This is a genomic window from Mariniphaga anaerophila, from assembly GCF_900129025.1.
GTDB classification, from domain to species: Bacteria; Bacteroidota; Bacteroidia; order Bacteroidales; family Prolixibacteraceae; genus Mariniphaga; species Mariniphaga anaerophila.
In genome coordinates this window covers 274,598-287,798 of the sequence record NZ_FQUM01000006.1, presented here as the reverse complement: position 1 = coordinate 287,798, position 13,201 = coordinate 274,598, and the positions used below count along the sequence as shown (strand labels likewise).

Genomic DNA, 13,201 nt, shown 5'->3' with positions numbered 1-13,201 from the left:
TAAAGCAGTTAACAATGAAAACCATTTTAGAATATTTATTTGACGGAAATACCCTCTCCCGTACAGAAGCCAAACAAAGCCTGCTGGAGGTTGGAAAAGGAATGCACAGCGAAGTGGAGTTTGCCTCGTTTCTAACCGTTTTTAAAATGCGCCAGATTACTTCCGACGAGTTGGCCGGTTTCCGTGAGGCAATGACTGAATTGTGCCTGGTTACCGACCTGTCGGACTACGAAGCCATTGATGTGGTGGGTACCGGTGGCGACGGGAAAAACACCTTTAATATTTCTACACTGGCCTGTTTTATTATTGCCGGCGCCGGTGTAAATGTGGCCAAACACGGTAATTATGCTGTCTCTTCCACCAGCGGTTCTTCCAATTTGTTGGAACTGATGGGGTATAAATTCAGTAACGACCCGGCAAAGTTGAAAAACGATATGGACAAGGGAAATTTTTGTTTCATGCACGCGCCGCTTTTCCATCCGGCCATGAAACACATTGCTCCGGTGCGCCGGGCATTAAAAGTGCAAACGTTTTTCAATATGCTTGGCCCGATGATTAATCCTTCTTCGCCCAAATACCAGGTGCTCGGGGTAAACAACAACGAAAATTTCAACCACTATAAAAATGTGTACGAAACCCTGAACATAAATTATACGGTTATTAACAGCAACGATGGTTACGATGAGGTTTCCCTTACTGATTCGACCCGTTTTGCCGGTAAAGAAAAAGAAGGTTATTTTGCGCCTTCTGATTTTGGGTTCGAAAAAATACATCCCAAAAGCATTTACGGAGGAGATTCAATAGATGAAGCTGCAAAAATTTTTATGGATATTCTAAAAGGAAATGGTTCTGAAGAACAGAACAACGTGGTGGTTGCAAATGCAGCAGTCGGATTAAACCTGGTTTTTCCTGAAAAGAATTTGCTGGAATGTGTTTACATGGCCGGCGAATCGCTGAAAAGTGGCAAGGCGCTGCAAAAATTAAATGCAGTAATCGAATAGTTATTGAACCGGCTCGTAGTTAAAAAAGAAAACATGAACATTCTCGAAGAAATAGTTAAAACGAAGGAAGTTGAAGTTGCCCGGCGGAAGGAAGTCGTTTCGGTAATGCAGCTCGAAAAATATCCTGGTTTTCAGCGCACATGCAATTCTCTGAAAGCAGCGCTGCAAAAAGAAGGGTCTTCCGGAATTATTGCTGAGTTCAAACAAAAGTCGCCGTCAAAAGGCGAAATCAATTTTGAGGCAAAAGTGGAAGAGGTTACCAAAGATTACGCAAACGCCGGAGCAGCCGGACTGTCTGTACTAACCGACCACGATTATTTTGGCGGAGCACTGGCCAATCTTGCCAAAGCGCGTGCGGCAAATCCCGAAATTCCTATTCTCCGAAAAGATTTTATGATTGATGAATACCAGGTGGTGGAAGCGAAAGCATTTGGGACTGACGTAATTTTGCTCATTGCTGCCTGTCTGGGGAAAAAGCAGGCGAAAGTTCTGGCAAAAAAAGCCAAAACACTGGGGATGGAAGTGCTAATGGAAGTTCATAATGTAGAAGAGTTGGAGCTCGTAAATGAGTTTATCGATTTGGTAGGCGTGAATAATCGCAACCTGAAAACTTTTGAAGTGGATGTGGAAACATCGGTGCGGTTGGCCGGCCTTATTTCCGAGAGAGTGGTGAAAATTTCGGAAAGCGGTTTGTCCGGTGTAAAAGAAATTCAGTATTTGCGCCAGAACGGATTCCAGGGTTTTTTAATTGGCGAAACATTTATGAAAACAGAAAATCCGGGTAAAGCGTGCAGAACATTTATCGGAAATTTGAAAGGCTAAGTTCACTACCGGGTGTTTGCAGGTGCGCTAAAAAACAAGGAAGTAAAAAAGATAAGTAATGACAAAAGCATTGAAAATAAAAGTTTGCGGAATGAAAAATACTGCCAATCGCGAGGCGGTAGAAAAGTTGCCTGTAGATTTTTTGGGATTTATTTTTTATCCCAAATCGCAGCGGTTTGTGGGTGAAGTAACCGAGCCCAGGCTTTTTGATTCCTCGAAAAAAAAGGTCGCCGTTTTTGTGGATGAAAATGCTTTTGAGATTCTGGGTCTGGCCAAAAATCTGGGTTTCAATTATGTGCAGTTGCATGGAAAAGAAAATCCGAAAACGTGTAGCCTCTTGAGAAAGCAGGGGCTGAAAGTAATAAAGGCGTTTAATTTGGACGAGCGATTTAATTTTTCTGCGTTGAACAGCTACGAAAAAAGTGTCGACTATTTTTTATTCGATACAAAAACCGGGGTGCCCGGTGGTTCCGGGGAAAAATTTAATTGGGAAATCCTGAAAAATTATTCGGGAGAAACGCCTTTCTTTTTAAGTGGTGGTATAAAACCGGAAGATGCTGAAACTATAGTAAGTATTGATCTTCCGCAACTTTTCGGAGTCGATTTGAACAGTGGTTTTGAAGATGCTCCGGGATTAAAGAATATTGAAAATTTGAAGAATTTTATTTCGCAATTGCAAAGGAGGATTGACATCCGCTGAGGCGTTGCGTGTTATCGAAACAGAGTTATGAAATACGATGTAAACGAAAAAGGATATTACGGCGAATTTGGCGGAGCCTGGATTCCTGAAATGATGTATGCCAACATTGATGAGCTTCGTCGCCGTTACCTGGAGATTATTGAGTCTCCGGAATTCAAAAACGAATTTGAACAGTTACTGAAAAACTATGTGGGACGGCCATCGCCGTTGTATTTTGCCGGTCGTTTGTCTGAGCATTACGGAACCCGGATATTTTTGAAGCGTGAAGATCTAAATCATACCGGTTCACACAAATTAAACAACACGGTGGGGCAAATTTTGCTGGCTCAGAAATTGGGGAAAACCCGAATTATTGCCGAAACCGGAGCCGGCCAGCACGGAGTAGCCACAGCAACTGTTTGTGCGCTAAAAGGTTTAAAGTGCGTAGTTTACATGGGGGCGCTTGATGTAAAACGCCAGGCTCCCAACGTAAAAAAAATGAAAATGCTGGGTGCCGAGGTTGTTCCTGTTCACAGCGGCAACAAAACGCTGAAAGATGCGACCAACGAGGCCATGCGCGACTGGATCAATAATCCGGAAGACACGCACTACATTATTGGCTCAGTGGTTGGGCCGCATCCTTATCCCGACATGGTGGCGCGTTTTCAGTCGGTAATCAGTAAAGAGATGAAAAGCCAGCTTCTTGAGCAGACCGGAAGCGAATTTCCTACCCGAATTCTGGCGTGTGTGGGCGGAGGAAGCAATGCTGCTGGTGCATTTTACCATTATTTAGACGATGAGCAGGTTGAACTGATTGGAGTGGAAGCTGCCGGAAAAGGTGTTGAAACCAGCGAAACAGCCGCAACATTGCAGGTGGGCTTGCCGGGCGTTTTGCATTCCAGTAAAACGATGCTAATGCAGAACAGCGACGGGCAGATAACAGAACCATACTCCATTTCTGCAGGTCTCGATTATCCCGGAATAGGGCCGTTGCACTCGTATTTGTTTAAGTGCGGAAGGGCAAAATACCTGGCTGCAACCGACGAAGAAGTGTTAAAGGCAGCGTTGTTGCTTACCCAAAAAGAAGGGATTATTCCGGCTCTGGAATCTGCACACGCGTTGGCCGCGCTCGAGAAATTGAAATTGAAACCCGACGATGTGAATGTGATCAATCTTTCGGGAAGTGGTAACAAAGACATGGAAACGTATTTAGACTACTTTGGGTATTAAAAACAAAAATCCGGAAAGCGCGCATATCAAGGAGAATGACCAATTGAGAAGGAGTAATATTTGTGCTTTCGGGAAAAAGAACAACAAAATGAAAAACAGGATAAACCAACTCTTCGAATCAAAAAAGAAGAACATTTTTTCGGTCTATTTTACAGCCGGGTTTCCTCAGCTGAATAGTACCACAGACATTATTCATGAATTGGAAAAAAATGGGGCAGACCTTATTGAAATCGGGATTCCGTTTTCCGATCCTACTGCCGATGGCCCTACCATTCAGCGAAGCAGCGAAGCGGCATTAAAAAACGGCATGTCATTAAAATTGCTGTTCGAGCAATTAAAAGACATTCGAAAGACGGTTAAAATTCCGCTGATTTTAATGGGATATTTCAATCCGGTGATGCAATTTGGTGTAGCAGCGTTTTGCGAAAAATGCAGAGAAATCGGAATTGACGGCGCTATTTTGCCCGATTTGCCGCTGGAAGAATATGAATTGCATTTTAAAAAGGATTTCGAGCAAAATCAGTTGCATAATATTTTGCTGATTACACCGCAAACACCTGAAGAGCGCATTCGGAAGATTGATGCAGCGTCGGGTGGTTTTATTTATATGGTTTCGTCGGCCTCAACCACGGGAACGGGGAAAAAGGTGGAGGATTTCCGTCAGGATTACTTTGAGCGTGTTGAGCAAATGAACCTTAAAAATCCGCGTCTGATTGGCTTTGGAATTTCCGACCGTGCAACTTTTTCAAATGCATGTAAATTTGCAAGTGGGGCAATTATCGGAAGCGCTTTTGTGAAGGCTCTGGAACCGGATTCCGGCCTTAAAACATCTGTTGCTGATTTTGCAAAAAGCATTGTTTTGTAAGGTTATTTTCGGGCAAGTGTTAAAAGACCCGATTGATGTTATTAAACAGATTTCCTGAATTGTACGGGTAACCGGCAATGGCACAAACATATATAAAAAGACAAAAAGGTATGTTGTTGTTAATGATTGTTAAAGCATATTTTATAACATACCGAAACTCGATTTTAGCTGTTATATTAATGTCGATTTATAAAACTAAAACATTTTGGCCATGCTCGATTATGCTAAAGTTATTTTACCCAAAGTGAGTTTCAGTAAACAGCTGTTCAGAAAAGAACTGGCAAAGTGTATTCAGTGGGTTGAACCTTCCGAGGTTCAGGAACTGCACGATTGGTGTTATCAAAATTTTAAAGATAAGTATCCCGAAATACTGGAAGAATTATTTTCCAGTGTAGCGGCGTAAAAAACCACAGGGGTGTTTCGTAAGATTCACCCCTTTTTTCTGCCAAAAAATAGAATTGGTCAGCAAGCTGTTCCTTTTTAGTCACCAACAGCACAACTCTTTATTCGCTAACTGTTTTAACGCAATTCCTGCAGTTCGTTGTGTTTATCTTTCCCTTTATTGATTTTTTTCGCCCCGTATTTTTATAAAACATAAGTTTGGATTAGTTGCCAAATTTAGAACAAGTTAAAGATTGTATCACACTTGGTGTTTTTGAGATAAAATCGGGGAATTCAAAATAAAGGGACAAAAGATAAAGCACAGCAATTTATTCATAGAAATAGTTAAACAGCACCTAAATTGCCGAGTGTTTGATTACCGAAGGGTAAATGATAAAAGCTCCTGTTTCCCCGACAGGGGCTTTTTATTTGGGTTGAGGATTTATTCCTGAATAAAATAACACAAAAAAATCAAATTTATGAAGAAACTACTTTTACTCAGCTTGTTTTTGTGTACTTCCGTTTTTTTTGCGAATGCACAAACAAAGCAAATTACCGGGACGGTGACCTCCAAAAGCGATGGCTCGCCAATCCCCGGCGTTTCGGTAGTGGTAAGTGGTACTTCCACGGGTACTATTACTGATGTTGACGGGAACTTTTCGCTACGGGTTCCTGAAAATGAAACCCTTCTTTTTTCGTTTGTTGGCATGAAAACCGTTGAAGTGCCAATTACAGAATCAGCGCTCTACAATGTTGCTATGGAGCAGGATGTTATTGGAATGGATGAAGTGCTGGTTGTTGCTTACGGTACTTCAAAACGGTCTTCTTTCACCGGTTCTGCTCAGAAAGTGGGCGCGGAAGAACTGGTCGGCACATCTACGTCCGAATCTATCGACAAGATGCTGTCCGGAAAAGTTTCGGGGGTTCGGGTGAGTTCCACAACCGGAGCTCCCGGTGCATCCGGCGAAGTTCAGATCAGGGGCGTTGGCTCAATCAATGCTTCAACTACTCCGTTGTACGTCATCGACGGTGTTCCCATGGAAATTGGAATGTACGGATACACGGGCTTTTCAACAGATTTGCTTTCAACGCTTAATCCCGAAGACGTGGAAAGCATGACCATTCTGAAAGACGCTGCGGCTGCTTCACTTTATGGCTCCCGGGCGGCAAATGGTGTGGTGCTTATTACCACCAAAAAGGGGAAAAGTGGCAAAACCCAATTCAAGTTTAAAGCCACTTACGGCACCTCCGAAACAGCCATGAAAAATGTTTACCAGCCCATGAGTGCTGAACAGTACGTCGATTATGTAAACGATGCATTAATTGGCGCCTACCTTTTCTGGTACGAACCCGGCCTTTATCCCGACGACCCGGGGTATCAGGATGCCGAAGTACTGGAACGCGCCCTTCAGTATGTTCAGGAAGATCCCGATGAAGGAAAGTGGGGAATAACATCGCCTTCGGCAAATACCAACTGGCGCGATGTGGTTTATAAAAAAGGGAACACAATGGATTACCAGTTTTCTGCTTCCGGAGGTAACGACAAAACAACGTTTTATACCGGGGTGGGGTACAATAAAATTGAAGGTATTGTTATTGGAAGTGATTTCGAAAGATATTCTGGCCGGATAAACCTCGACCATAAAGCGACAGATTGGTTGAATTTCAGTTTAAAACAGATGCTGTCTCACACCAGCCAAAATGGGTATGGCGACCAAACTGACCAGGTGCAGGGGATAAATCATATGGCTCCGTTAGGTATGATTTTTTCGATGAACCCCACTCAGCCTGTTTATAACGAAGACGGAACGCCCAACCAAGATGCAGGAATGGGTAATGTGAAAAACCCGCTGACTGCTTTAATCGGAACCGGCGAAAGAACAGACCAGACATACATTCTTGAGCGTTACCGTAGTCTGACCAATGCAAGTGTGAGGATGCAGTTAATCCCCGAATTCGCAATTCGTTCCAACTTTGGAGTTGATTATTCCGATTCGAAGACCAGAGTCTGGTGGGCGCCGGAAAGTGTGGACGGAGAAGCATACAATGGTCTCGGCGACCATCTTACTTACACAACAGTTGTGAAAAATGCATCTTTCATTGGCGATTTCAATAAATCATTCGGCAAACACAATATTCAGGTTTTTGGCGGATACGAAGCAGAAGGGCTGACGTACAGAACCCTTCAGGCAAATGCGGAAAATTATTCCACCTACAAACTTCCCGAACTGGCTAACGGCCAGGCATTAGCCGTAGATAGTGAAGTTGCTTCATCAAATCTGATGTCGTTTATCGGGAATATGAATTACAATTTTGCCGATAAATATTATGCCTCTGCGAGCATTCGTTCCGACGGATCGTCGCGGCTTGGAGCAAATAACCGCTGGGGAAATTTCTGGTCGGCTTCTGCTGCCTGGAGAATCACGCAGGAGGAATTTATGGGAGAATCGAGCTGGTTGAACGATTTAAAAATCAGGGCTTCGTTTGGAACCAACGGTACCCTGCCAGTTGATTACTTTGCTCATTCAGGATTGTACACATTCAGTAGCGGATATGGTTCGGAAAGCGCCATTTACACCATTCAGCCCGACAACCCGGATTTGAGCTGGGAAAAATCAGACAACTTCAATGTGGGGCTGGATTTACGCGTGTTCGACAAGCTGACTGCTTCCGTTGAATACTACCACAAAAAAACCAGGGATCTGTTGATGTTAGTTCCGTTAACCTACCTTACCGGGTTTGAAACTTCGTGGCAAAACCTTGGAGAGCTGACAAACAAAGGCCTCGAGTTTGAGGTTCATTCCAACAATATTGTTACTTCGGATTTTAGGTGGACAACAGATTTTAACCTGACAACAATTAGTTCTGTTATCGACAAACTGCCCGCCGGAAAAGATGTGCTGAAAGGCGATGGCGGAATGTACCTGCTTCGCGAAGGTGAAGCAATAAACACATTTTATTTGCCTACTTACGCCGGTGTTGACCCGGATAACGGGATGCCTCTGTTTTATCTCGATCCGGAAAATTCCGATGAGTTGACCTATCTTCGCGAACTTGCAAAGCCGGAGATTCAGGGGAAACCAACGCCTGATTTAATTGGCGGCATGACCAACACTTTTGTTTGGAAAGGTCTTGAACTGTCGTTTTTGCTGACCTACCAGATGGGCGGAAGCCTGTTTGATTATCCCGGGTATTTTTTTCACCACGACGGGGTGCGGCTTGGAAGTATGAACCTGGCCAAAGACGTGGAAAACAACTGGTGGAAAAAGCCCGGCGATATCGTTGATAATCCGCGCCCTGTGGCATGGACATCTGACAGACCCGACCGCTGGTCTTCGCGGCACGTGCTTTCTACCGATCACATTAGGCTAAAAGATATTTATTTGGGGTACTCTTTGCCCAAAAGCGTTGTTTCCAAAATGCACATGAGCAACCTGAAAGTGTTTGTTAACGGCAACAACATCTGGACTCTGGCCAAGGAAGATACCATTGAGCCTGAAGTTACGCTTAACGGGTACCGCACAGTGGATACCCCGATTACCAAAAATTTCCTTTTCGGAATTAATGTTGAATTTTAAAACATACACCATGCTGAAAAAAACAATTTATTCGATAATAGTGGCAGGTGCCCTTCTTTTGCAGGGATGCGAAGGTTTTCTTGAAGAGACTCCTTCCGGCTCGCTGCCCGCAGACGAAGCTATTACAAGCGTAACTGATTTAAATAATGCTGTAAATGGCGTGTATACAGGGATGATCGATTTCGACCTGGGGTTGGGAGACTTCACCGAACCGTATTCATATTACGGAGGCGATTTTATTGCGTACGCCGATTTAAAGGGAGGCGATTTGGATTACACCTCGTCCAACAATCATATTTCTCCCATGGCGCGGTTTGAACACAGCCCGGAATCCAATTACTCTGAACAATTCTGGCAAATGCCATATACTTTGACAGGGAGGGTGAATGATATTTTTTCGGTTATCGATGGAATTGAAGTGGAAGACGATGAACAGGAGCAGTTTAATGACCTGAAAGGGCAGCTTTATGCTTTGCGTGCCCTGTTTCATTTTGATGCAGCCAGGCTGTTTGCAAAACTTCCGACGCTCGCCGACATGGATGCCGCCAATTCCGGTATTCCGCTTTCCAAAGAAAAATACCATGTGGATTTTGAACCTACCCGCTCAACGCTGAGAGAAACCTATGATTTTATAAAAGAAGATCTGAATGCCGCGCTGGGGCTGCTTTCCGAAGAGACAAACCTGGGGCATATCAATTACTGGGCAGCCAAAGGGTTGCTGGCCAGGGTGCATCTCTATCTCGGAGAAAACAATGAAGCGCTGGCAGCTGCGCAGGAGGTAATCGACGATTCGCCTTACTCGCTTTATGCGATTGATGAATACCTGAACGTTTGGGGAGTTGAAGGGGCTGCAGAATTAATGTTTGAAGTGCTGACCAACGCAGCGCACAATTCGCAGCGCAATTCCATCGGGTATTATACGCACTCCGGCGGTTACGGAGAATGCGCTTTTTCCACCCAGGGATACGAACTTTTAACTGCAGATGCAAACGACATTCGGAGCCAGTTGATAGAGTGGGAGGAGGATGAAACTGATACCAAAGGATATTACACTCAGAAATATCCCGGAAGAAACGGCAGTTTGTACCAGAACAATCCCGCCGTAATTCGCCTTTCGGAAGTGTACCTAATTGCTGCCGAAGCAAGTGTGAAGGGAGGAACCGCTTCCCAGGGCAAAAGTGCAGAATGGTACATCAACCAGTTGCGCCAAAACCGTATTTCGGGTTATTCTGATGTTGCTACGGTAACTTTGGATGATGTGCTGACCGAGCGCCGTAAAGAGTTGGTAGCCGAAGGGCACCGCTGCTGGGACGCGTGGCGAAACGGGAAAAGCATTTATTCGCCCCGCATGAACCGCGAAATTGATGGCAATTACGGAAGAGCCATTTTGCCGATTCCCAAACGCGAACGTGATATTTCTCCCGGACTGACACAGAATCCGGACTACTAATCAATTCAATATAAACAACAAGAAAGAGTGGCCTCAGAAGTCACTCTTTTTTTATGCTTGCAGTGAATTGAACCGGGTTGTCCAGATATTGATCTTTATTTGGAAGTTGTTGAATTTTTCGGACTACATCCATGCCCTGTATTACTTTCCCAAATGCAGCAAACCCATGCTCGTCGGGATTTCTTTTCCCGCTGTAATCAAGCTCCGGCTGATTTCCGATGCAAATAAAAAATTCAGTGGAAGCAGTGCCCGGTTCGTTTCTTGCCATTGAAATAACACCGTCCAAATGCTTCAATCCGGTTTCCTCAGTGGTTTCGTGCCTAATAACCGGGTGTTTATTGATTTCCTCATCCGAATAAAGTCCTCCCTGAATGACTTCGATTTTGACGCTGCTGCCTGGTTGGTTGTCAAGGCGAACGGTGCGGTAAAAAAATGATTTGTTGTAGCTTCCTTCAGTAACATGCTTTAGAAAGTTTGCGGCTGTTACCGGAGCATGCACTGTGTCAACTTCGATTAAAATTTTGCCCAAAGAAGTTTGAATTTCTACTTGCGGGAGCATTTGACTTTTTGCCGAAGTAAAAAACGAAAATAAGGGAAGAAGGATTAAAAGCAGGCGGACTATTTTTGCTGGCATGGCTGAAACTTTTTAGCTAATGTAAAGCTTTTTTTTCCTTTTCCTGTTTTTTGTAAAACGAACCATCGTTCTCTTCACGAAATGTTCTTTAGTTCGTATTTTTGCACCTATGAGTTACGAATGTTTGATTTGTCAGATTAAGTCGCTGCAGCAACGGCTCGACAAATATGAGATTCCTGAAGAAAAAAGGGACAGAATAGTAAGTGATGTACTGAAGAAAATTGCTGCTATTGATTTAGAAAAAAGTTATTCGCCGGAAAATACACGAAACATTCTGGCCAAGTTAAAAGAGCATTCAACGGTTGAAGATCCATACAGAGAAGAAAAAGAGAATGCCAATCATCAACTGCTAAGTCGTTATAACGAGTTTAGGGAGCTGGTTAATAAATCGTCCGACAGGTTTGACACGGCGTTGCGGTTGGCTGTTGCAGGCAATATAATAGACTTTGGGCCGGGTAATCATTTCGATTTGGAAGAAACCATTAAAAAAGCGTTGACATCTGACATCGCCGTTAATGACTCCAAAGAACTTCGCGAAGAAATAAAAAAGGCAAAAACAATATTGTACCTGGCAGACAATTGTGGCGAAGTGGTGCTCGATAAACTTTTTCTCGAAACCATTGCACATCCGAATGTTTGGTACGCCGTTCGCAATGAGCCGGTGCTGAATGATGTTACAGAAAAGGAAGCCCGCGCGGTTGGAATTGACCAGTTTGCCAAGATTATTCCAAACGGTTACGATGCTCCTTCTACGCTGCTTCATAAGGTAAGCAGTCAGTTTTTGGAATTGTATAATAATGCTGACCTGATTATCTCAAAAGGCATGGGCAATTTTGAAGGGCTGATGCATGAAAATAACCCCCGGCTGTTTTTTTTGTTTATGGTAAAATGCCCGGTAATCAGTCGAAAAGTAGGCGCTGCAAAAGGAGAGTTGGTTGTAAAACGAAGTAAAAAACTTACCCTTTAGGAACTAGTGTAATCAGCGGTACAATCATCTCTTCCAGCGAAATTCCTCCGTGCTGGAATGTGTCTTTGTAATAATTTGCGTAATAATTGTAATTGTTGGGGTACGCAAAAAAGTCGCTTCCATGCGTAAAAATATAGCTGGTACTTACATTGCGCGAAGGCAGATAAGCCAGTCGCGGGTCGCGCACTTCAAACACGTTTTTCGACTTGTAATTTAAGTTTTTGCCCAATTTGTACCGCAGGTTGGTATTGGTCTCGCGGTCGCCAATTACTTTCACCGGATTATCTACTCTGATGGTACCGTGGTCGGTAGTCACAACCAGGTTGATGTTGTTGCCGGCCAGGTTTTTAATAAGTTCGCGCAGCGAGGAGTGGTTGAACCAACTCAGCGTTAACGACCGATATGCTTTTTCATCTTTTGCCAACTCGCGAATCATTTCCATTTCGGTGCGCGCGTGGGAGATCATGTCCACAAAGTTGAAAACCATTACCGAAAGATCGTTCTCCGCAATGCTTTTCAGGCTTTCAGAAATTTGGCTGTCGCGGCGGATTCCCGAAACCTTTTCGAAGTAGAGTTTTTCTTTGCGCCGGTGTCTTTCCAGTTGTTTGCGCAGCAGTTCTTCTTCGTGGCGGTTTTTATTTCCTTCGTTGTCGTCGTCGTCCCATAAATCGGGGTACACTTTTTCTATTTCGGCGGGCATCAGTCCGGCAAAAATTGCATTTCGTGCGTACATGGTAGCGGTGGGGAGAATGCTCATATAAAGCTCGTCGGAATCAACCCTGAAATATTCTTCGAAAACCGGGCTGATGGTGCGCCACTGGTCAAACCGCAGGTTGTCGATAACCAGCACAAAAACCTTTTTGCCCGCATCCAGCAGCGGAAATATTTTGTGGTGAAAAATATCATACGAAAGCAACGGGCGCTCCCCGTAATCTTTGTTCAGCCATTCGAGGTAGTTCTCTTTAATGAACTTAAAAAATGCTTTGTTGGCGTCATTTTTTTGCATAGCCAACACCTCATCCATGGCGCCGTCTTCGGATGTGCTCAGTTCTATTTCCCAGAAAACCAGTTTTTTGTAAATGTCAAACCACTCCTGGTAATTAAGCCGGTCGTTAATACGCATTCCAATTTGGGAAAACTGGGTTTGGTAAGCCGAAGTTGTTTGTTGCGTCACCAATCGTTTCTGGTCGATATTTTTTTTGAGGGTAAGCAGAATTTGTTTTGGGTTTACCGGTTTGATGAGGTAATCGGCGATTTTCGAACCAATGGCCTCATCCATAATATTTTCCTCTTCGCTTTTGGTAATCATTACCACCGGAACATTTGGCGAAACGGTTTTTATTTCGTTCAGCGTTTCCAGGCCGGTCATCCCCGGCATATTTTCATCCAGAAAAATAATGTCGAAAAAGCTTTTTTTAACCATTTCAATGGCATCCAGGCCATTGTTGGCTGTTTCTACTTCGTAATCTTTACTTTCCAGGAAGATAATGTGAGCTCTCAGTACATCAATTTCGTCGTCAACCCAAAGTATTCTTGGTTTCCTCATAATCTGTTTCTTAATTGTTTTCGTTGGTTCTAAAGTTACAAACAAAAA

The 13,201-nt window shown here is 43.8% G+C and carries 11 protein-coding genes; 9 read left to right on the top strand and 2 right to left on the bottom strand.

Annotation, left to right across the window (positions count from 1 at the left end; translation table 11 throughout):
- Positions 1 to 14 precede the first annotated feature (14 nt).
- From trpD to BUB08_RS14005, 8 genes are all read left to right on the top strand, one after another.
- Entirely contained in the window at positions 15 to 1,001 is a 987-nt protein-coding gene (gene trpD / locus BUB08_RS14040; RefSeq protein WP_073002509.1) for an anthranilate phosphoribosyltransferase, read from the top strand.
- Between the two features lie 33 nt (positions 1,002 to 1,034).
- Entirely contained in the window at positions 1,035 to 1,823 is a 789-nt protein-coding gene (trpC, locus tag BUB08_RS14035) for an indole-3-glycerol phosphate synthase TrpC (RefSeq protein WP_073002628.1), read from the top strand.
- Positions 1,824 to 1,881: 58 nt separating this feature from the next.
- Complete coding sequence (locus tag BUB08_RS14030; protein WP_217651623.1) at positions 1,882 to 2,523, top strand: phosphoribosylanthranilate isomerase; 642 nt, start codon at positions 1,882 to 1,884, stop codon at positions 2,521 to 2,523.
- A gap of 27 nt (positions 2,524 to 2,550) precedes the next feature.
- Positions 2,551 to 3,732 carry a tryptophan synthase subunit beta gene (gene trpB / locus BUB08_RS14025; RefSeq protein ID WP_073002508.1) on the top strand — a complete coding sequence of 394 codons (1,182 nt, stop codon included), beginning with the start codon at positions 2,551 to 2,553 and terminating at the stop codon, positions 3,730 to 3,732.
- 88 nt (positions 3,733 to 3,820) lie between these two features.
- Entirely contained in the window at positions 3,821 to 4,597 is a 777-nt protein-coding gene (gene trpA / locus BUB08_RS14020; RefSeq protein ID WP_073002626.1) for a tryptophan synthase subunit alpha, read from the top strand.
- A 211-nt stretch (positions 4,598 to 4,808) separates the two neighbouring features.
- Positions 4,809 to 5,000, top strand: coding sequence for a hypothetical protein (locus tag BUB08_RS14015; protein ID WP_073002507.1), 192 nt, complete (start codon positions 4,809 to 4,811; stop codon positions 4,998 to 5,000).
- Positions 5,001 to 5,457: 457 nt separating this feature from the next.
- Positions 5,458 to 8,556 carry a SusC/RagA family TonB-linked outer membrane protein gene (locus tag BUB08_RS14010; RefSeq protein WP_083570774.1) on the top strand — a complete coding sequence of 1,033 codons (3,099 nt, stop codon included), beginning with the start codon at positions 5,458 to 5,460 and terminating at the stop codon, positions 8,554 to 8,556.
- 10 nt (positions 8,557 to 8,566) lie between these two features.
- The gene (locus tag BUB08_RS14005; protein ID WP_073002624.1) at positions 8,567 to 10,006 is read left to right on the top strand and encodes a RagB/SusD family nutrient uptake outer membrane protein; all 1,440 of its coding nucleotides are present in this window, start codon (positions 8,567 to 8,569) and stop codon (positions 10,004 to 10,006) included.
- A 40-nt stretch (positions 10,007 to 10,046) separates the two neighbouring features.
- On the opposite strand, the gene BUB08_RS14000 is transcribed toward BUB08_RS14005, so the two are convergent.
- Positions 10,047 to 10,640 carry a peptidylprolyl isomerase gene (locus BUB08_RS14000; protein ID WP_139249717.1) on the bottom strand — a complete coding sequence of 198 codons (594 nt, stop codon included), beginning with the start codon at positions 10,638 to 10,640 and terminating at the stop codon, positions 10,047 to 10,049.
- Positions 10,641 to 10,749: 109 nt separating this feature from the next.
- On the opposite strand from BUB08_RS14000, the gene BUB08_RS13995 reads away from it, so the two are divergent.
- Entirely contained in the window at positions 10,750 to 11,607 is an 858-nt protein-coding gene (locus BUB08_RS13995; protein ID WP_073002506.1) for a damage-control phosphatase ARMT1 family protein, read from the top strand.
- Here the strand turns inward: BUB08_RS13995 and porX are convergent.
- Positions 11,597 to 13,153 (bottom strand): T9SS response regulator signal transducer PorX, encoded by a 1,557-nt coding sequence (gene porX / locus BUB08_RS13990; RefSeq protein ID WP_073002622.1) that lies wholly within the window; start codon positions 13,151 to 13,153, stop codon positions 11,597 to 11,599. The two genes, BUB08_RS13995 and porX, sit on opposite strands and share 11 nt — an antisense overlap.
- Positions 13,154 to 13,201 lie beyond the last annotated feature (48 nt).